The sequence below is a fragment of the Methanobacterium bryantii genome (genome assembly GCF_002287175.1).
GTDB classification, from domain to species: Archaea; Methanobacteriota; Methanobacteria; order Methanobacteriales; family Methanobacteriaceae; genus Methanobacterium_D; species Methanobacterium_D bryantii.
In genome coordinates this window covers 648,002-668,770 of record NZ_LMVM01000001.1, presented here as the reverse complement: position 1 = coordinate 668,770, position 20,769 = coordinate 648,002, and the positions used below count along the sequence as shown (strand labels likewise).

At 31.0% G+C, this 20,769-nt stretch carries 21 protein-coding genes; 16 read left to right on the top strand and 5 right to left on the bottom strand.

The genetic code is table 11. From position 1 onward, the window contains the following. The first annotated feature begins 182 nt into the window (after positions 1 to 182). Both ASJ80_RS03075 and ASJ80_RS03070 read left to right on the top strand, forming a co-directional pair. On the top strand, positions 183 to 791 hold the full coding sequence (locus ASJ80_RS03075) for a zinc-ribbon domain-containing protein (protein ID WP_069582611.1): 609 nt from the start codon (positions 183 to 185) through the stop codon (positions 789 to 791). Between the two features lie 655 nt (positions 792 to 1,446). Further along, positions 1,447 to 2,751 (top strand): MFS transporter, encoded by a 1,305-nt coding sequence (locus ASJ80_RS03070; protein WP_069582613.1) that lies wholly within the window; start codon positions 1,447 to 1,449, stop codon positions 2,749 to 2,751. A 464-nt stretch (positions 2,752 to 3,215) separates the two neighbouring features. Here ASJ80_RS03070 and ASJ80_RS03065 read toward each other — a convergent pair whose 3' ends face one another. Next, a complete protein-coding gene (locus ASJ80_RS03065; protein ID WP_069582615.1) occupies positions 3,216 to 4,595 on the bottom strand; it encodes a sensor histidine kinase in 1,380 nt (459 codons plus the stop codon). 969 nt (positions 4,596 to 5,564) lie between these two features. On the opposite strand from ASJ80_RS03065, the gene ASJ80_RS03060 reads away from it, so the two are divergent. The 3 genes from ASJ80_RS03060 to ASJ80_RS03050 all read left to right on the top strand — a co-directional run bounded on the left by ASJ80_RS03060 (position 5,565) and on the right by ASJ80_RS03050 (position 7,532). Further along, the gene (locus ASJ80_RS03060; RefSeq protein WP_069582617.1) at positions 5,565 to 5,768 is read left to right on the top strand and encodes a hypothetical protein; all 204 of its coding nucleotides are present in this window, start codon (positions 5,565 to 5,567) and stop codon (positions 5,766 to 5,768) included. 41 nt (positions 5,769 to 5,809) lie between these two features. Then, positions 5,810 to 6,112 (top strand): hypothetical protein, encoded by a 303-nt coding sequence (locus tag ASJ80_RS03055; RefSeq protein ID WP_069582619.1) that lies wholly within the window; start codon positions 5,810 to 5,812, stop codon positions 6,110 to 6,112. Between the two features lie 484 nt (positions 6,113 to 6,596). Then, the gene (locus tag ASJ80_RS03050; protein ID WP_069582621.1) at positions 6,597 to 7,532 is read left to right on the top strand and encodes a sodium:calcium antiporter; all 936 of its coding nucleotides are present in this window, start codon (positions 6,597 to 6,599) and stop codon (positions 7,530 to 7,532) included. Positions 7,533 to 7,568: 36 nt separating this feature from the next. On the opposite strand, the gene ASJ80_RS03045 is transcribed toward ASJ80_RS03050, so the two are convergent. Further along, complete coding sequence (locus ASJ80_RS03045; RefSeq protein ID WP_069582623.1) at positions 7,569 to 8,432, bottom strand: cation diffusion facilitator family transporter; 864 nt, start codon at positions 8,430 to 8,432, stop codon at positions 7,569 to 7,571. A 543-nt stretch (positions 8,433 to 8,975) separates the two neighbouring features. Between ASJ80_RS03045 and ASJ80_RS03040 the strand changes: the two genes are divergently transcribed. The 8 genes from ASJ80_RS03040 (at position 8,976) to ASJ80_RS03010 (ending at position 13,783) form a co-directional block, all read left to right on the top strand. After that, positions 8,976 to 9,332, top strand: a complete 357-nt coding sequence (locus ASJ80_RS03040; RefSeq protein ID WP_069582625.1) for an ArsR/SmtB family transcription factor — start codon at positions 8,976 to 8,978, stop codon at positions 9,330 to 9,332. 9 nt (positions 9,333 to 9,341) lie between these two features. Then, entirely contained in the window at positions 9,342 to 9,719 is a 378-nt protein-coding gene (locus ASJ80_RS03035) for a putative zinc-binding protein (RefSeq protein ID WP_069582627.1), read from the top strand. A gap of 148 nt (positions 9,720 to 9,867) precedes the next feature. Then, positions 9,868 to 10,407 (top strand): arsenate reductase ArsC, encoded by a 540-nt coding sequence (locus ASJ80_RS03030; RefSeq protein WP_069582629.1) that lies wholly within the window; start codon positions 9,868 to 9,870, stop codon positions 10,405 to 10,407. A 16-nt stretch (positions 10,408 to 10,423) separates the two neighbouring features. Further along, complete coding sequence (arsB, locus tag ASJ80_RS03025; protein ID WP_069582634.1) at positions 10,424 to 11,500, top strand: ACR3 family arsenite efflux transporter; 1,077 nt, start codon at positions 10,424 to 10,426, stop codon at positions 11,498 to 11,500. Between the two features lie 36 nt (positions 11,501 to 11,536). Beyond that, positions 11,537 to 12,991, top strand: coding sequence for a 4Fe-4S binding protein (locus tag ASJ80_RS03020; RefSeq protein WP_069582636.1), 1,455 nt, complete (start codon positions 11,537 to 11,539; stop codon positions 12,989 to 12,991). A gap of 30 nt (positions 12,992 to 13,021) precedes the next feature. Continuing rightward, complete coding sequence (locus ASJ80_RS03015; protein ID WP_069582638.1) at positions 13,022 to 13,258, top strand: hypothetical protein; 237 nt, start codon at positions 13,022 to 13,024, stop codon at positions 13,256 to 13,258. Between the two features lie 140 nt (positions 13,259 to 13,398). Beyond that, positions 13,399 to 13,569, top strand: coding sequence for a hypothetical protein (locus ASJ80_RS16800; protein ID WP_176720174.1), 171 nt, complete (start codon positions 13,399 to 13,401; stop codon positions 13,567 to 13,569). Then, positions 13,532 to 13,783, top strand: a complete 252-nt coding sequence (locus tag ASJ80_RS03010; RefSeq protein ID WP_069582640.1) for a DUF2115 family protein — start codon at positions 13,532 to 13,534, stop codon at positions 13,781 to 13,783. Before ASJ80_RS16800 ends, ASJ80_RS03010 begins: the two co-directional genes overlap by 38 nt. Positions 13,784 to 13,841: 58 nt before the next feature. Here the strand turns inward: ASJ80_RS03010 and ASJ80_RS03005 are convergent, their stop codons facing one another. Beyond that, complete coding sequence (locus ASJ80_RS03005) at positions 13,842 to 14,048, bottom strand: histone family protein (RefSeq protein WP_048082428.1); 207 nt, start codon at positions 14,046 to 14,048, stop codon at positions 13,842 to 13,844. 1,312 nt (positions 14,049 to 15,360) lie between these two features. Here ASJ80_RS03005 and ASJ80_RS03000 point away from each other — a divergent pair. Continuing rightward, positions 15,361 to 16,884 carry a glutamate--cysteine ligase gene (locus ASJ80_RS03000; RefSeq protein ID WP_069582642.1) on the top strand — a complete coding sequence of 508 codons (1,524 nt, stop codon included), beginning with the start codon at positions 15,361 to 15,363 and terminating at the stop codon, positions 16,882 to 16,884. Continuing rightward, positions 16,860 to 17,846: a bifunctional glutamate--cysteine ligase GshA/glutathione synthetase GshB gene (gshAB, locus tag ASJ80_RS02995; RefSeq protein ID WP_069582644.1), complete on the top strand. Its 987-nt coding sequence runs from the start codon at positions 16,860 to 16,862 to the stop codon at positions 17,844 to 17,846. The genes ASJ80_RS03000 and gshAB overlap by 25 nt, the downstream gene beginning before the upstream one ends. A gap of 101 nt (positions 17,847 to 17,947) precedes the next feature. Here the strand turns inward: gshAB and cysK are convergent, their stop codons facing one another. Beyond that, positions 17,948 to 18,934 carry a cysteine synthase A gene (gene cysK, locus ASJ80_RS02990; RefSeq protein ID WP_069582645.1) on the bottom strand — a complete coding sequence of 329 codons (987 nt, stop codon included), beginning with the start codon at positions 18,932 to 18,934 and terminating at the stop codon, positions 17,948 to 17,950. A 576-nt stretch (positions 18,935 to 19,510) separates the two neighbouring features. On the opposite strand from cysK, the gene ASJ80_RS02985 reads away from it, so the two are divergent. Next, entirely contained in the window at positions 19,511 to 19,726 is a 216-nt protein-coding gene (locus ASJ80_RS02985) for a hypothetical protein (protein ID WP_069582646.1), read from the top strand. A gap of 410 nt (positions 19,727 to 20,136) precedes the next feature. Here the strand turns inward: ASJ80_RS02985 and ASJ80_RS02980 are convergent, their stop codons facing one another. After that, a complete protein-coding gene (locus ASJ80_RS02980; RefSeq protein ID WP_048082423.1) occupies positions 20,137 to 20,343 on the bottom strand; it encodes a histone family protein in 207 nt (68 codons plus the stop codon). Positions 20,344 to 20,769: the final 426 nt, after the last annotated feature.

Below are 20,769 nucleotides of genomic sequence, written 5' to 3'. Positions count from 1 at the left end.
ACAACAATTTTTCTATTTTACATACTCGAATGAAATTACTAATGCCAAAAAAGATTAATATATCTCTAAATGAGGATTTATAAGATTTTAGTAATATCTTAATTGCTTCATTAGATTATACCCTAAAAATTATTGAAGTAATGATGAAATATGAAAAAAAGTTTGAGTAAGAAGGTGTTTGAATGTTTTGTCGAAAATGCGGCGCAGAAAATAAGAAAGATGCTAAATTCTGTAAAAAATGTGGAATTAATCTAAATGATGATTCAAAAATAACCAAAGAAAATACAGGTTCTCCTGTTAAATTTCTTATTGTGATCTGTTTCGTTTTAGTTGCTGGACTAGGAATAGCAGCAGGAAATATATTTCATGATCCCGGAGTGACATCTAATTCATCTGGAACTAATCAACAATCAAATTCAAGTACTGATGATGCTGGAATTGATCAACAATCAAGTTCTGAGGAAAAAGTAGTTTGTGAATTGTGTGGAGGAACTGGCGTTTGCTGTAATTGCGGAGGAGATGGCGTTTGGGGGGCTGATATACCATGTACAATGTGTTGGGGTACTGGTGTATGTCCAGCTTGTAACGGAACTGGATACACAATTAAAAGATCAAGTAGTTCTAGTTCTAGTGATGATAACTGGCAAGCTGATGCTATTAAACATTGGGGAGATACAAAAGTAGATAATGCTAAGACTCAGGAGCATTTAGCGGAAGAAAAAGGCCATAGTATGGATTATACACATACAGGATATCATGATCCGGATACAGATCCTTACTACGTTAAGTGATACCTCCCTTGGTGAATCAGACAAAGATTATTAAATAATATTTTAAATAATTCACGAAGCGGTAATTGCAGTCCTTAGACGCAGTCTTCTCCGGAGGTGGGTGGGGGTGCGAGGGATGGTTTTAGATATACGAACTGTCAAAAATTCTATGAATTTTTGACGTGAAAAAATTAAAAATTTTGACAGCTTTTTTCAACTTCGTCATATGCCTGTATATTACGATAATCAGGCTCCTCGAAGGGAAGTTGTCTTCGTGATATACGCGTATGACGCCCGATACGGGTTTAAAGTTCGCAGCTATACTTAATGGAATCGCCACGTTAGTGAAATCGTTAATGAACCCATTTGATTTGATTTCGTAAAAAAAGAAGCCATTAATAGAATTCATTTATTGGTCTCTTTTATTGAAACTATTTGATAGGCGCCTTTTTATTGAATTCGTTTGATGGTGCCATAATAGAATTACCGTGCTTTTCTTCAGGGTTGCATTACTCCTCTAGATCTCTTTTAAGAATTCAATCTCCCATTTTTCTAAACTATTTGGCCCCTGCTATGGATAGACATTTTGAAAAGTATATATTATACATCGCATATATTGGATACCTCTATTTGATATGCATACTATTTGTAGAATCAAATAAGTCAGGAGAATAACATGAGAAGCGAAGACTCTGCAAATATGTATGATAACGAATATTTAGGAAAAAAATCGCTTAATAAACCGAAATTTTTATCATTAAGTCTTTTTTTACTTTTACAAGGGGAATTTATATCTGTAATAGGTAATATGATCTATGAAATTGGACTTGGATTTTGGGTACTGGCATTTACAGGCTCTACTGCAATTATGGGTACTTTGATGGCAGTGTCACTTGTACCGAGTGTTTTGTTATCTCCTTTTGCGGGAGTAATTGCTGATCGATCTAACAGAAAAAAATTAATGGTATCTATGGATATTATCAGAGGGATAACCATTATAATTGTAGCCATTGCTGCCTATTTCCAGATATTACAGTTGTGGGAAGTTTTTATAGCAGGTATTATTCTTGGAGTTTGTGGGGCATTCTTTAATCCTGCAGCAATTTCTATACTACCAAAAATGGTTCCTAAAGAGAAATTAACTAATGTAAATTCTCTTTTTGGCATAGCCAATACTGGTGCAGATATTATGGGAAATTCAATTGGAGGTATTGCTTACGTTATAATAGGCGCTCCACTAATGTTCTTATTCAACGGTTTATCATTTATAATATCAGGAATTCTTACAAATTTTGCTAAAATCCCAAAAAATATAGAATCCGAGATTACATCCCAAAATTTCATATCAGATCTTAAGGAATCCATCACATTCATTAAAAATTTGAAAGGACTTTCCTCTATTTTACTAATATTTTCAATCACCAGTTTTCTAGAACACATGACTATCGTACTTCTCATACCCCTTTTTCAGACTTCTCCAGGCTTAGGACCTGCAAAATACGGAATATCTATGGCCAGCTTCACCATGGGCATGCTTTTAAGTATGATAATCCTTTCAGTGGTAAATTTGGAATCTTCAAAGAAGGCCCCATTAATGTTCATATGTCTTTGTTTATCTAATCTATGCTTCATAGCCTTTGCTTTAACAAATGAATTTTATGTAATGATCACTCTGCTATTCCTTGCAGGTATTGCAGAATCTGTAATTGCTGTTTTTATTATGTCATCACTTCAATCTATTGTCCCCGACAACATGATGGGCAAATTCATAGGTATTGTAGAAATGTTGATAATGTCACTTACACCTCTTGCTATGGTCACAGGGGGCTTTTTAGCAGAACTTTTCCCTATAAAAACAATATTTTTAGTTTGTTTTACAGCAAGTTTCCTGGTTTCTATCAACCTATTCTTTATTCCATCATTTCGAAAATTCATTACTTTTAACCCGGAAAAACAGGATATAACCGATTTAATGTCCTGAATAGATTTAATAATGATCCTACCATTTTATTGAATTCATTTGATAGGGGCCTATTATTGGATTCACTTATGGCACCCCCAATAGAACTACCGTCCTTTTTATCAGGGTTGAAATACTGCAAAGCTCTCCTAAGGAACTAATCACATCTATTTCTCTAAAGGCCTAATCTCCCGCTAGGGCCTATTCTTCAAGACCAAATTCTAGATCCAGCTAAGGGATTCTATAAAAGGTCACTCATCTTTGCTACTGAAAAAAAGAATTTATAGATTAAAATTGTATTTTAAACATCTTGAACTAAAGCATTTGAAAAATAAAAAGAAAAAACATATGCATCTTATGATTATGTCCAAAAAATCTAATAAATAGTAAAAATTAGCATTAATATTTTTCAGATACTATAAAAAAATATCTAAATAATTTTGGATATTTATTTTTGTTGGTGCCTACGATTACACTAAAATGATCTAATATTCATTTTCTTTAAATATAATTTTAAATTCAGTCCCATCATCTACTTTAAGCTGAATATTGCCTCGAATTTGATCAGTAAGACTATTTACTAATCTCAATCCCAGGGAATCCAAGTTTTTAAAATCTAATCCCTCTGGAAATCCAACTCCATTATCTTTAACAATAAGTATGAAATCATCATCTTCTGACTTAAAATTAACATTAATTTCATTGGGGTTGGTACTTATATTTTCTCTCAATTCAGAGCCATATGCTATTGGAAAAGCATGTTTCATAGAATTTGATACAAGCTCATTAACTATTAAACCAAGAGGAACTGCCGTGTTAATGTCAAGCATTATATCTTCGACATCCATATTCAATTTAATGAGATTTGGATCAGCTACATATGTGTAGAACAAATCTGTAGTTAATGTTCTTATGTATTCGCCAAAGTTAATTCGTTTAAGATCATTTGAATTATAAAGCTTTTCATGGATTAAAGCCATTGATCTAGCTCTGCTCTGACTTTCCTTGAAAATATTAAGAGTAGTTTTATCTTTGATATATCTTGATTGCAAACTAAGTAAACTTGAAATAACCATTAGATTATTCTTTACTCTATGATGAATCTCTTTTAAAAGAATTTCTTTCTCATTTAGAGATTCTTTTAGTTGTTTCTCTGCTCTTTTACGTTCAGTAATATCATAAATAATTGCAGTGAAATAGTTTTCTCCTCTAGAATTCCAGGTAGCAACAGACATATCAAAAGGAAATTCATTTCTATTCTTTCTTAATGCATCCATTCCCTCTTTATTAAAAGAATTATACTTTTCATTTGATTTGCGTAATCCGCTATAAAATTTTTCCCTATATTTTTCAGGCATCAAAATAGTTGCAGATTTGCCTATAATTTCGTTTTCAGTGTATCCAAAAATATTATGCGCTCCTTTATTCCATGAAATAATATTTCCATCACTATTCAAAGTTATAATTGCTGCTACTGCTGATTCAACTACTGAACGATACTTTTCTTCACTTTCACTTAGACTTTCTCTTGATTTTTCAATTTCATTACTTAAAATCACAACAATAACACCCACAAAGATAAACATTACAGATCGAAGGTAATCTTCAGTTACCGGAAGACTAATTTCTCCAGAGAAAATATGGCTCAAAATTAGAGCCAGTGATAATAAAAGGGGAACAATTAAACCCTTCTTTTTCCACCAAATAGCAGCCAAAATAATTGGAATATAGAAAAAATGAGTGAAAACTACACTAATTCCAAGCATATAATGAAAATAATATATTAAAAAAAGTGAAAACCCAATAAGCAATCCTATTACTGCAATTTGATATTTTTTATTCTGCAGCATAAGATTTATTCTCATATGATCTATCCTAAATCTATTAAAAAATATTTAAAAATGAATATAAATTATAAGCATTATTTTATTTTATAATATTACCAAAAGAGCGATATAAAAATTTCTATAATAAAATAGAACGCAAGTAAAATTATAATAACTAAATTAACAATTATGCTAATTTAATATAATAATTTAAATCTAAAATAAATAATTATGTAATGTTTAAATGAGAAACAAATTAAGGGTAAAAAGGACTAGTTATGTTGAAAAGGAGATGAATAACTTATTATTTTTACCATTCAAGATCATTATTAAATTTTATTTTAATAATGGTCATGAAACTTAAAATTTGACAAGTTGAAAATAATAAATTTAACGCTCATGTCCATGATCCTGTGTATGAGTTATACTTTATGTTAAATTGTAATTTTTAATTGATTATATGGGATTTATCTTAAAAAAAATACAATTTACTTAACCAATAATCACATGAAAATGAAGCGATATTAGTTACACAACATTCTGGGCATGAGCGAAATTTAAAATCTAAATCATAGACTAACTTAATTATATCTATCTAAAAATCAAAATATACACCGTCAAATAAGAATAAACAACACATTATAACTAGTATCCAAATTATGAAATCAATTACTCTTCACTTTAGTGCCTGTGTATTATCTCAAAACTTATTTTAAAAGTTATCCCTTTACATTTCACTTTCAGGATAACATTAGATTTGGGCATAATCTGTAATAATTTGGGAAAAACTCTGGAATAATTACTTAAATACTGTTTGTTAAATAGAATACGTGAGATACGGCAGTTAAAAAATTAAAGCCAATCAAATAATTAAAAAAATCGAGGGAGTATAAAAAATATAAAAAATCCGCCTCCTACATAATTTTTGGGGATCTTTATACACTCCCCTCCCCATTTATTTTCAAATGATGTGGAAATATAATAAACTAAAAATTTAGAGGTGTAATCATGGTAGATATAGATAACTGGACTGTAACCTGCAAAAAATGTGGAACAACTTATAATATTCCTAAAAAAGGCCAGATAACAATATTAAGTCTGGAAAAGATCAAATTCAAAAAGAAACATAAATGCCCAACATGCGGGTATTCAAGTTTTATAGCTACTTTAAAACATTATATTGGATATAATTCTTATGTACCTTCTTATTGAATATCAGAGACCTGTTAGACTGGATATCTCTGGTGATATTTATGTTAGAATATGTAAAAACTATCAAAGAGGACCCCTATAAATTAGGATTCGTTGATGAAAACTCCCCAAAGGAATGGGAGCCAATTATCAACCATAAATTGTTAGAATATAAAGAATATGCCTATGTTGATTCTATAATTAAAATAGATAACATTGTAGTGATTCTTGAATTAAATCCTCAAGATGGTGATTTAAACAATCCAGAATATATTAAAGAAGAAAGAAAACTATTTGAAAATTATTATAAGCGCATATTAGAAGATATAGCAAGTTCAGAATTTTACGATTTATATATTAAATAATTTTTAGATATATCCTAAAACACAGGCATAAATGAACCATACATTACATGCATTAGACATTACTTCCTTTCAACCAATCAATTTCCAGCTATAACCTTCCCCTTCCATACACTCTGTAAAAATTGTATTGTCAATTTTTATAAATCATTCATAATTTCAGCACATTGATTCAATTCAAATTACTTGTTTTCGGAATTGACTTTTAATAGATATCCATTTATTGTATTCTGCTCAATTTTCATCATACTGAGTCAATTTTAAATATTTCTGCTAATTAGTCTCATAATAGTTGATTTCATTCTGGCACTGTTTGCACCTGAAATTCCACAATTCTGGAAGACTATAACAATGTCATTTTCATGTATGCTTCAATTTACTTCATTGAAGAGCGTCTGACTTACTTTAAAAATATTAATTTTAATTTAGAAAAAAATCACTTTTAAGATGTGCCTTACTAAATATCATATTAAACAGATATAATATTATGAATATTGATTATATGATTTTTGCATTTCTTTTAATTATCTTAATTTTAAGCGGTGCTCTAACGACAAGATCAATATCTAAAATTTCATTATATCTTAAATTAGGTCATTTTGCGGCAGGATTTATAATAATGGCCATTGCAACCAGTGTACCTGAATTAGTAATTAGTATAACATCTGCTATAGAGAAAATACCTGAACTTTCTTTAGGAACAGTTTTAGGATCTAATGTAGTCAATTTGTCTTTAGTTATAGGCACAGCCACATTAATAGCTGGAGAAATTAATTTTAAGAGTAATAAAATTAAAAAAGAACTCACTTATCCCTTTTTTATAGCCCTCTTACCAATAATATTAGCTTCAGACGGAATTTTATCCCGTATTGATGGCATAATTTTAATTATCATTTTTATAACTTATTTCACTCTGGTTTTTAAGCGGTCAGATTTTGAAGAAGAGGAAGATGTAGTAAGCAAGAAACAGTTCATAAAAAACTTAATTTTCTTTTCATTAGGTTTAATGGCACTTTTAATCAGTGCAAAATATTTAGTTGATTATACCTCCATAATAGCATCTGATATTGGAATCCCTGTTTTTTTAATAGGAATCATATTGATTTCCTTTGGAACATCTCTTCCTGAACTCACATTCGAGACAATTTCGTTGTTACACGGCTACAAAATTCTGGCAGTAGGAGATTTGATGGGAAGTACTTTATCCAATTCTACTTTGATTTTGGGAACAGTATCAATTATAAATCCAATTTCAATCCCAGATTATAGTGAGTTTCAAATAGTTTCCATATTTTTTATAATTCTAATTTCTATTTTTAGCTTGTATTTAAGGAGTAAAAGTGGATTAACTCGTTTAAGAGCATTATTAATGATAATTATTTATATTATTTTTTTACTTTTAACAGGATTTAACATGAATTAAACTTATTAACAATGAAAACAATAATCACAACTAAATTTAATCTGTCTCCGGTTCTAAATGTATTAAAACTTCTTTTACTCCAGGGATGGATTTTTTAAGTTTTAATTCTACTTTATTACCTATATGATGTGCTTCTTCAATAGAATAACGAGGATCAACTGTGATATGTAGATCTATATATGTTTGGGACTTTTTTCCCCGAGTTCTTATTGCATGGCATTCAATAACATCAGGCACAGATTTTACAATTTTTTCAACAACCCCCTCATCTATAACTGATTTATCCAGCAGAACTTCAGAACTTTCCTTTATTATTCCAATCCCTGTTTTAGCTATTAATACTGCTATTAATAAAGCTATAAGTGGATCTACCCATATATAACCTGCAATAATTGCAAAAAATCCCAATATAACTGCTGTAGATGCATATATATCACTTCTTGTATGCATTGAATCTGCAATAAGAATTTTACTGTCTATTTCACGTCCTTTTTTGTATTCATAAAATGAAACACCAGCGTTAATTAGAATAGTTATTCCCATTACAAAAAAACTGATTGATGTTATTTCAGGTGCTGAAGGGTTAAAGAACCGAGTTACAGCAGATTGAACAACTTCAAAACATACTAAAAATAGGAATAATGCGATTATTATAGAAGCAAACGTTTCTATTTTCCAATGTCCATATTTATGGTCTTTATCTGCAGGTTTCGATGCCAATGTAATTCCAATAATCCCAACTACATTAGATGCACCGTCAAAAAAAGAATGAAAACCATCAGAAAGCATGCTTAAAGAATTAGAATACCAACCATAAAGAACTTTAGCTAAAGCAACAATTATATTGAGTACCAGAATAAAGATTAGAACTCTTCTTACTGTAAGATAATATTTATCCAAGGGAATTCCCACCAATAAACAGTTAATTTATTATTATAAACTTACTGAATTTAGAATTTTTCTATTTTTTAGTTTATACTGAAAACTCCATTTATGGCTATTCTCCTCGAGCCAAACCCTAGATCCAGCTAAATGATTCTATAAAATGTTGTTAATCTTTATTATATTAACTTTAATTTTCAAAAACTTATTTTTTTTACTAACGCTCAGAGTGTTGTGCAAATATTATTGAATTATTTGTAATTTTTAATTAAATAAATGGAATTTTTTAAAATAAGTTCAATTTAAATAACCAGTAAACACGTTAATGAAATATGAAGCATGCACATGAAATGGACATGAACGTAATTAAATTATTCACACAACCTCCAGGACATGAATGAAATTTTATTTATTGAATTCTAATTTTTCAACCGATATTCCGTTAATTTTATATACTATTTTCAACATCTATCAATATATCAACATATATAGATATATTGATTTAATAAAAAATTTAAATTGTTACAGATTACTGGTTCAGCAATTAAAAGAGGAGGTTTTATGAAAACTTGTCAAATTTCAGGCGACGCTAGGCCTAATAAAGATCAAATAAAAAGGATTAATAAACTTACAGAATCATTACCCTCTGAAGATCATTTTGAGGAATATTCTGGTAAACTTAAAGCTTTATCAGACCCCACCCGGCTTAAAATATTGTACTTATTATCAGATGGTGAATTGTGCGTTTGTGAGATAATATGTGCACTGGATAAACCACAGTCAAGTGTATCTCACCATTTGAATATTTTAAAAAATTTAGGTTTCATTAAAGGGCGAAAAGAAGGCGTGTGGATCCACTACAGCCTTACAAGTCCAAAAATTGCAGATATGGTTAAAGAATTAATAGAACTAATTTAGGTGATAAACATGGCAAATGAAAAAAAATATGCATTAGCTCCATGCAGTGGAATGAGTCCATATGGGCTAATTACAAGAGCAGCAAGCGTTGATACAGTTAAAGAACGAGATGACCTCATATCTATTTGTATGGGTGCAACATCTGCAGATAGAGAAGGTTTCAAGCAATTAATAAGAAAATATCCCATTATTGCAGTTAATGGATGCGAAGGTTCTTGTGTTGATAAAATACTTGAACAGAAAGGAGTTAAGGTTGCAAAAATTATTAATGCCCAGGAAGAATTAAATTCAGAGAATATGAAGCCTACTGATCCCGTTAGACTTGATGAAAATGGGGAAAAATGTGTTTTAGTAATGAAAAAGAAAATTAAGGAACTTATAGATTAAAAAAAGTAAATTTCGTAAATTTAAGATTATTAGATGTTAACAGGTGGGAAAATACAAAAAAATCAGCGTTATATATCCATTCCTCAAAACGCTGTAAAATTGTATATGTTTGATTAACTAGTCAGAAAAAACATCTAAGGTGGTTTAAATGGCAAAAGAAAGAGTTTTATTCATGTGTATACATAATGCGGCCCGTTCTCAAATGGCAGAAGGGCTGTTCAGGCATTTACATGGTGATGATTTTGATGTTTACAGTGCTGGAAGCGACCCTCAAAAAGTAGATCCGCTTGCAATAAAATGTATGGGAGAAATTGGAATTGATATTTCAGGCCATAGATCTAAAAGCTTAAATGAATTTGAGGGCCAGGAATTTGATTATATTATAACTGTTTGTGGAAATCCATATAATGCATGTCCTTTCTTTGCTGGGGGTAGAAAATACTTTAAACATCCCGCTCAAAATTCAAGAATTTTGGCGCCCCAAACACTTGTGTTTGAGGGGTTTGAAGATCCATCAGCGTTTGATGGAACAGATGGAGAAAAATTAGAATTATTTAAAAAGATAAGGGATGAATTAAAAGAATGGTTAGAAGATTTATACTATTCCTATATGATACCTGAACGCTGCAATTTATCTGAAGAGAGGGGAGAATGCTGCGGGCCAAATAAGGAGTTTTCATGTAAATAATCTAAAGAAGATGATTATGGGTAAAAACACTACAGATCAAGTTACAAGCCAACTTTGTGGAGTTACCAGACTCAGTTTTCTGGATAGATATTTAACTCTTTGGATTTTCTTGGCAATGGTTTTAGGAGTATCATTAGGGTATTTCATTCCAGGGGTAGAATCATTTATAGGCAAGTTTTCGGTTGGAACAACAAGCATACCTATAGCCATTGGATTAATTTTAATGATGTACCCTCCACTTGCAAAAGTAAAATATGAAGAACTGGGAGATGTATTTAAAAATAAAAAAATATTAGGTTTGGCTATTTTCCAGAATTGGATTATAGCACCTATTCTGATGTTCATATTAGCAATAGTCTTTTTAAGTGCATATCCCGAATATGTAACTGGTTTAATCTTAATTGGAATAGCACCCTGTATCGCAATGGTTATAGTTTGGAATGAGCTTGCAAGAGGAAATACAGAATATGCAGCAGGCCTTGTAGCATTCAACAGCGTATTTCAGGTATTATTTTACAGCGTTTATGCTTATGTATTCCTTACATTACTTCTCCCAATCTTGGGAATACATGGAAGTATTGTAAATGTTAGTATAGGTCAGATAGCTCAAAGTGTATTTATTTATCTTGGAATTCCATTTTTAGCAGGAATAACCACAAGATTCATTTTAATCGGGAAAAAAGGCAGAAATTGGTATCAAGACCAATTTATCCCTAAAATCAGTCCCATCACATTAATAGCACTACTCTTTACTATAGTAGTGATGTTCAGCTTAAAAGGTAACTTTATCGTTCAAATACCTTTAGATGTTGTTCGTATCGCTATTCCACTGCTATTGTATTTTGTAATAATGTTTTTTGTAACATTTTACTTAGGCCACAGGATTGGGGCAGATTACTCAAAAACAACTACAATATCATTTACAGCAGCAAGCAATAATTTTGAACTTGCAATAGCTGTTGCAGTAGCAGTTTTTGGTATAGGATCTGGAGTTGCATTTGCTACGGTAATCGGGCCGTTAATAGAAGTTCCAGTACTTATAAGCCTTGTAAACGTGGCATTGATGTTCCAGAGAAAATATTTTAAGAAGTAAAATAATTTGTAAAACTTATAAAAATGAGGGAAAATCATGAATTATACTAAATGTGGATGTGAAGACCATAAATTAGACGAAGAAATTGAAGAGAAGATAGAAGAAGATAATGGGTGTGGCTGCGGCTGCGGCGATGAACCACCTGCAGAAACACGAGATGAGCCTGAAGATTGTGACTGTGGATGTGGAGATGAATCTACTTTAAACAACTCACATGCCTCAAAAGAAGCTGAAAAATGCAGGTGTAGTGAAGAAACTACACAAGAGCTTGAGGAGGATAGTGGATGTGGATGCGGGGCAGAAAGTACAGTAGCACCAGAAGGAGGAGGTTGCTGTGGAGCTATTGAGTTACCTGATTTATCACGCGAAAAAAATCCAGATAAGCCTAAATTCACAGCTGCTGATGATTTTATACAAAAATTTGAAGATTACGCTCATTCTTTAGGTATCAGCAGCGTAAAATATACTCAAATGACTCCTGACTTAATGATTAAGGATAAATTCATTCAATACCCATTTACTATAGTTTTCACTATGGAAATGAGTGATGAAATCCTTGAAACCGCTCCTGGAGCAGATGCAAAGGATCTTAATGATATCGCATATGTTAAGGCCGCTATTTTAACAGCTAAGCTCTCAGATTATCTTAGAAAAAATGGATATGCCACTGAAATTGCCCATCCAATGGGCGGGATCGTTAATTTCTCTGCACTTGGGCAAAAGGCAGGCTTAGGTTATATAGGAAAAAGCGGCCTTTTAATAACTCCGGAGCTTGGTCCAAGACTTAAAGTTTCTGCAATATTTGTAAGCATTGCTAATTTACCGGTAAAAGAGGATAATAAAAATGCATGGATACCTGAATACTGTGATAAATGTAGCAAATGTGTTAAAGCATGTCCTCACGAAGCGTTAATAGAAAAAGAACTCTGCTGCGGCGGGAAAGAAGTTAAACTTATAAAGAAAAATTGTATAGGCTGCAGTCAAGGCTGTACATACTGCATAGAAGCTTGTCCATTTGAAGAAAAAGGATATGAACACGTTAAAAATAAATTTGACAAAATGAATGCCAAATTAAAGGAAAAACAAGCTAAAAAATTTAAAGTTGGAATATGGGACAACTGGGCTAGACAAAATTCTGCTTTATTTGATGATTTAACTAATAGTGCTGCTATTGCAATATCCATGACCGAAAATAAAGAGAAATTAGTAACTATAGAAAAAGAAAACAATAGTTTAAAGACAGATATAAAAGATTTAAAGAGCCTGCAGAAATTAGAAAGTCCTGTTGCAGATTTACTTTTTATACTCGATGAAAAAGATATTGCACAAATATTAAAAGACAATACTTCCTCAAAATTCATAGATTTACTTTCATCCGGAAAAATAGAAGTTTATGGACTTGTAGATCAGGCTCAACTCGTGGATAAAGGATATGCGGCATTTTTAAATAATTTAGGTCTTGGTTTAGGTGGGGGAAGCTGCTGCGGTTAAATCCCTTTTATAAATTTGCAGGTAATTTAAATGACTGACAAAAAAAATAAACCAGTGATGGAAGGTAATCGCAACATTGGACCATTCTCATGTTGTGCAAGTATTAAACCACATAAAGAGGGCTTTAAAGAAGCCATATGTGAAGTTTGTGATAAAGTGTTTAAAACACGTAAAATCTCTGATTTTACTTGTGAAAAAATCAAGATTTTTTCAACAGATAAAGATGTTTATATCTGTCCAGAATGTCTTAAAAAAACTGATAAATAAATGGTTTATATGTTAAAAGATATAGATACATTTAAAAATTAAATAAGAATGAATTGATGCATATTTTAAAAAAGAAGTATCAAAAATATGCATAATGGATATAATGAAGGCTTCTATATTTTTAAGTGAAGATGCTAAATATGTGCAGGGAAGAATACCTTAAATCTTACAATGAAGCATTTATTACAAGGCTTAAAGTTTTAAAAGATGACCAAAAAGAATATAGAGAGCAAGTGAATTATGCTGACCTTCAAGAAGCTGTGAAACTTCTAAATGAGCAAAACCCATGTAGAAACAGGCGAAGGTTTTGATCCTGATTTTTTCAAGATATATAAAATAATGTCCCTCTATACAACTTTTATTTTAGAAAAGTCTGTTCATCCTTCTGGAACTTTATTTCCAGGGAAATTTAAGGTTAAATATGAAAATGGGGTTTATTTATGCCCCGTAAAAGAAAATCAAAATGACAATCCTGGTGCAGTCTGTGGATTCTGCATTGCTGAACAAGATCCAGAATTTTTATAAGTTATAATATTTTTTAGAAAAAAAGAAAGAATTATTGAGTTTAAAAAAGAAAAAGTGCCTATAATTTTTTAACGACTAGTTCAATGTCTGATGCTTTAACTGTTTTTCGTCCTGCGTGTTTTGCAAGTTTAACAGCTTCTGCAGCTATTTCTTCACCCATTTCTTCCAATACTTTTGTTAACTCGTCCCTTGCATCATCACTTACTCTTTGAGCACCTGCATTTTTTATGATTCTTCCAACTGGAGCAACTGGTAATTCAGTCATACCTATCACCTCATTTTTTATTTTATTATTATATTATCTCTTAGTAATTTTATATAAATTTATCGTTTAATTTTAGGATTATTTTAAAAATCATATCATTTTTACTCACATAAAGTCAATCAATACAATTTTTGAGCACTATATCTTAAATTATATAATTATGATATCAGCAGAAAAAATTTAGAATAAAAAAAAGTTAAATTCATTTAAAAAAGTTAGGAATAATCTCAAATTTAGTTTAATTAAATGTAATTTTCTAGTATTTTAAAAAGAATTCATAAGGATTACTTATGTATATTATAGTTTTTAAACTGCAACATTTATACAATTAGCATGGGCCAATAATCCCCCTCCGTTATTCCTGCTTCATAAACTCAACTAAATTAAGTAATACACTTAAGTTCATGGGCGCTAAATATACCAATTTAGTGTCCAGGCACACATCTTATTTCTGAAACTGAATGAATGTAATTATTATATAATAATTTAATTATTCACATACAAAATCCAGTTAATTTATATTTTTAATGTATTTAATTAAACGAGTGAATCTGGAGTACTATAAAATAAAAAGTTTAACATATTTACACCTTTAGGGGTATATGTACAGCATTATATTTGCTATATTTTACTGATCTTAATATTTAACTTGTAATTAAACTTAATACAAACAAAATTACATAAAAATATCGAAGATATATAAATTTTTAACTTACGGTCAAAGATCACAGATTTTTGCACGTCACAAATACCTCAAAAACTGAAAGATTGGGAGTTAGAAAAAGCTGTCAAAAACTTCTTTTTTGATGCAAAAAATGAAGGTTTGCATGCTTTGCATTTTTTAAAATTCTACGAATTTTTCAAACTGTCAAAAATGTAATTTTTACGCATCAAACACTTTGTGTTTGAATGTTCTAAAAATTAAAAATTTTCGTGTGCTTCGTTATAGCTAGATTTAACGAAGTAAATCAGCATCGATATAACATAATTTTAACCATTTATCATAAATTTTTCAGCTGTGGCAATGGCGACATACTAATATACTGACTTAATGGAAATTAACGAAATATATAGATCATAAAACTTAGGTTTCCAAAAATTTTGAAACCCCCTATAACACCATCAAAAAAATATAAATGTAAAAAAGTCTTAATTTACATATTCAAACAATTTTATTAATTTTATTTAATGTAGCAACCTATACTTAAGAAATCTATGAACATTTACCGAATTATAAATAGTAACAGTAGATAATGACGTTGTGCTGTTTTTAAACCATGAATAATTAATTACTGATTAAAAAGAGGATTTTATGAACTGGAATTTTTCAGAAATATCAAAGTCTTTTTTAAAGGATAATAAAGGGAAATTATTGGTAGAAGGTAATTTTGGCCTGGAAAAAGAGTGTCAGAGGGTTTATTCCTCAGGATATCTTGCTTTAACACCCCACCCCCCATTATTTGGGGACAAAACCAAAAATCCACGTATTACCACTGACTTTTCTGAAAGTCAAATTGAAATGATAACTGCAACATTCAATTCAGCTGAAGAAGTTTATAACGAATTAAGCACCATAAGCCATGAAGTTGAAAGTGGCATAGGTGACGAGCTCCTATGGCCGTTCAGCATGCCCCCTAAACTTCCAGATGAAGATCACATTCCCATTGCACGTTTCCCTGGTTCTGAGAATGGAAAAAATATGGAGATATATAGAAAAGGGCTGGCAGTGAGATATGGTAAAAAAATGCAGATGATATCTGGAATTCACTACAATTTTTCTTTTAGCGATTGCATGATTGATTATTTATACAAAAAATTCGGAAATAGAAAGGATAAGCGTTCATTTATCGATGAAATACATTTTGGACTTGCAAGAAACTTTTTACGATACAGATGGGTGTTAATTTACCTTTTTGGTGCTTCACCATTCTGTCATCCCACTTACCATTCCGTTATAAACAGGGAACTTGAGATAATTCAAAAATGCTGCCCCAGCTGTGCAGGCATCATTGAAAATTTCAACCAATACGCAACATCTCTACGTGTAAGCAGATTTGGCTATTCAAACAGTCTTAAAAATGAGAAGATGTACTTCAACAGCCTGGAAGAGTACTCTACAAAGCTTCGTAAGATGATGTCAACTAAGGATGAGAAATATTCAAAAATAGGCATTTACCGGAACGGCTCTCAAATACAGCTCAATGAGAATGTTTTGCAAAAAGAAAATGAATTTTACTCTTCAATTCGACTGAAACAGGCTGTTGAAGAAGGGGAAACACCGCTAGATGCGCTGGAAAAAAGAGGTGTGAAATATGTGGAAGTAAGAATTTTAGATTTAAATCCATTTGAAAAGATGGGTTTAAGCATTGAACAAATGAACTTCCTTCAAGTTTTCATGCTCTTCTGCCTGTTTGAAGAAAGTTCCCCCCTCACTGAAGATGAACATACCAAAATGAACTTAAACCACCAGCTAGTATCACTTTTTGGAAGGAAAAAAGATTTAATGCTCCAAAAATATGATAAAAAAGAGATCAGTCTGAAATCATGGGGAGACGAGATATTTAAAAGGCTTAAAACTATAGCAGATTTAATTTACATGGGCACTGGAGACAATAAATATATTCTAAGTGTAGAAAAAGAGCATCAAAAGCTTCTTGATATGTCATTATTACCCTCTGAAATGATAAACATGGAAATGAAAGAAAATAATGAAAATTTTTTAGAATTTGGAACAAGATGGGCTAAAAATAATTTACAAAACAATACCATCATGACTAATTTAAATAACAACAATATCAAAAGAGGCGGCTTATGCAAACAAACTATGAAAGACTAGAACTTTCAACTCAAATTGTTATAAATGAAGCTTTAAAAAGGGGAGTTGAAGTAGAAGTACTTGACCCTGATGATAACTTCATTCGCTTAAAAAAAGGAAATAACGTTGAATACGTTAAGCAGGCTACAAAAACCTCTGTAGATACATATATAGCCCCCTTGATCATGGAAAACAAAGAAATAACAAAGTTGGTTCTTAAGGAGCATAACATTAATGTGCCTTCCAGTGTAACCGTGGACAATATAAATAAAGCTCTAGATAAATATTCCAACTTTATACATAAAGATATTGTGATAAAACCTAAATCCACTAATTTTGGAGACGGTGTTCTAATATTAAAATGTTTAAAGTCTAAAGAAGAATATATAAAAGCAGTTACACATGCATTAAGCTATGATAACTCTGTTATGATTGAAGAATTCATACCAGGGAAAGAATATAGATTTCTAGTAATTGACGATGAAGTTGCGGCAGTGATGCACCGAGTTCCGGCAAATGTTGTAGGTGATGGAACACAAAACATTAAAGAACTGGTTTTTGAAAAAAATATGAATCCTATGAGGGGTAAAGGGTATTTAACTCCACTTGAGAAAATCAGCATAGGTCCAGTTGAAGAGAATTACCTGGCTTCTCAAATGAAAAACATATCTTATGTTCCAAATAGTGGAGAAATTGTATATCTCAGGGAAAATTCCAATATCAGTACAGGTGGTGACAGCATCGATTTTACGGATGATGTGCTGGAACATTACAAGATCATCGCCGTAAACTCAACAAAGGCAGTAGGCGCGAAGATCTGTGGGGTGGACATGATCATCCATGATATAAAAGCAAAGCCAGATAAAAACAACCACAGCATTATTGAATTAAATTTCAACCCAGTACTTTATCCCCATAATTTTCCATATAAAGGTCAAAATAGACATGTTGAGAATAAAATACTTGATTTATTAAGGTTTTGATAAAAAAGAGTTAGGCTAGAAAGTAGTTGAAGAAGTCAAATTTGACAGTGCTGTAGTCAAGCCCTGATCAAATTCTGATAAAACCCGAGGAGAATTTAACCTTAATTTGTAAATTCTTCAGTTTCATATTCGTTGAATACTTCTTCAAATACCCATTCCATGCTCAAATACCTTTCTCCAGTATCTGGAAGTATTACAACAATTCTTTTACCTTTATTTTCCTCTCTTTTAGCCAGTTTAAGGGCGGCCCATGTTGCGGCTCCCGATGATATACCCGCAAAGATTCCTTCTTTTCTTGCCAGCATCAACATAGTTTTTGCAGCATCGTCATCTTCAACTTTTATAATTTCATCAATCAAATCTTTTCTAAGCACATCAGGAACAAAACCCGCACCAATTCCCTGTATTTTGTGAGGCCCTGGTTGCCCACCAGATAGAACTGGGGAATTAACAGGTTCAACTGCAACTGCTTTAAAATCAGGATTTTTTTCCTTTAAAACTTCTGCAATACCAGTTATTGTTCCACCAGTGCCTACACCTGCCACTACGATATCAACTTTACCGCCAGTATCTCTTAATAGTTCATGTGCAGTTGTTTCCCTGTGAATTTTAGGGTTTGCAGGGTTTTTAAACTGCTGCAGCATAACAGCATTGGGTGTGTTTTCTGCAAGTTCTTCAGCTTTTGCTACTGCACCTTTCATTCCACCTGCACCATGGGTGAGTACAATTTCAGCCCCAAAAAGTGCAAGCAGCTTCCGCCGCTCTATTGACATTGTATCAGGCATTGTAAGAATCAATTTATAACCCTTTGCCGCTGCAACAAATGCAAGAGCTATACCTGTATTCCCACTTGTAGGTTCTACCAGTACAGTATCTTTATTAATTAAACCCTGTTCCTCCCCATATTCAACCATTGCAACCCCTATCCTATCTTTTACGCTGCTTAAAGGGTTGAAAGATTCTAATTTCGCTATAATTTCTGCATCTGCCCCTTCATTAATTTTGTTTAACCTTACCAAAGGAGTGTTACCTATAAGTTCTGTTGTATTATCTGCTATTCCTCTTTTTAACTCAGGTATCTTCACCATACTTCCACCATGTAATACTATGTATATTTTTATTATTGTTTTTTTGCATTACTAAAACAGGGATTTTATAGGTGATTAAGTTTTTAAAGAATGTAATTAAGTATATTCCCCCAAAATAAATTGCTATTTCATTTATACAACTTAATTTTCTCTAAATATCCAAAAAAAAGATCTTAAAATGTTTTTATTTCCCAAAAATATTATTATTTAAATACTATTTCCCATGATATATTAATCACTATTTCCGAAATATATTAATATATTTTGGTTAAATAGCTAAAACTGTAATGTATATTAGTATAATGTAAAAATTAATGACTATAACTAATTAAACACTTTTTAAGGCTTATTGAGTTTTATTAAATCATTAGATTTAACAAAAATATTCAAAATGTAGGGATTTAAAAATCTACAAATATCTTAACTATTGATAAATTCCTATAAAACGATAATTAAGTCCAGAAAGAACAAAAATTACTATAGATAACTCAATTGACATTTAAAATCAAATTAGACACTACTAACTAATATAAACATGTATACTCTAAAATCTTAGAATTTTAAAAGGTTAGACAAATGAAATTTAAGAAATATAATAATAAAACAAAAGAAAACTCAGAAGATTTATTAAACAAAGCATATTCATGCAAGCCCGCTGAATTAAAAGAATTACTTGAAGAAATTAAGGCAAAAATTAAGTCTGATGGTCACAGCGAAATTCTTTCCCGTGCAAAGAGTGTAACTACAACGAGGATGATTTTAAACCAGGAAAAAACAGCTAATGACTTATAGATACTTATTACAAAATAAAGTTATTTAAAACAATCAATTTTAAGATTAAATCAATCTTATAATTTAAAATTCATTTTTTTCATTTGAAGATAGAAATATTGAACTGTTATCAGTTCTGATTCAATCCAAATACGTCTACATGACAATCAATAACTCTTTTTATAACTGCTAATCCTAATTTTTGAAAAAGTTAATTTTAGGTTTAATGAGCTTAAAATTAAAACAGTTTAAAAAAAGTATGAGTATTTTACAGCAGCATGTTAATTTGAATAGATTTAAGTGAAAAATAAAAAGTAGAGCCTTACAGAAGTTTATAAAACTTCTGCAGCCGCTGAACCTGAATTCACCGGCTTTAAACACTAACAGTGTTTAAGGCATACCCTGCCAAGATTTGGCTACATTAAAAAAATTTATAAATTTTTAACAGCTAATTCTATGTCTGATGCTTTAACTGTTTTTCTTCCAGCGTGTTTTGCGAGTTTAACAGCTTCTGCTGCTATTTCTTCGCCTTTAGCTTCTAAAGCTTTTGCTAAAGCTTCTGTTGCATCTTCGCTTACTCTTTGAGCACCAGCATTTTTTATGATTCTTCCGACTGGAGCTAATGGTAATTCTGCCATAAACATTCACCTCATTTTTGTTTTGTCAATATATCCTATTTAAACTATCCTATATATATTTATCGTTTAATCCTGTGATTATTTTAAAAATCATATCATTTTTACTCACATAAAGTCGATTCATACCATCTTTTTGGTACAATATTAAAAATTTAGAGAAATAATGCACATAAATGCTTTTGCACATATCCACAAAAATGAAATTAGAATATCACAGATCAATATTAATATTTTACCCAAATACCTGATCTTAGACACTTACAATTACAAGTGCCACATTTCAATTTTAAAAAAATAAATCAGTGAAATCTATGATTTCTGGGTATCACAATCAAAGATTGTGAAAACCCTTCAAAAATAAAAAAAAATTTGAGTTAAGGAAATTTATAATTCTTGCGACTTTTTCGCAAGTTTACAAATCTACAA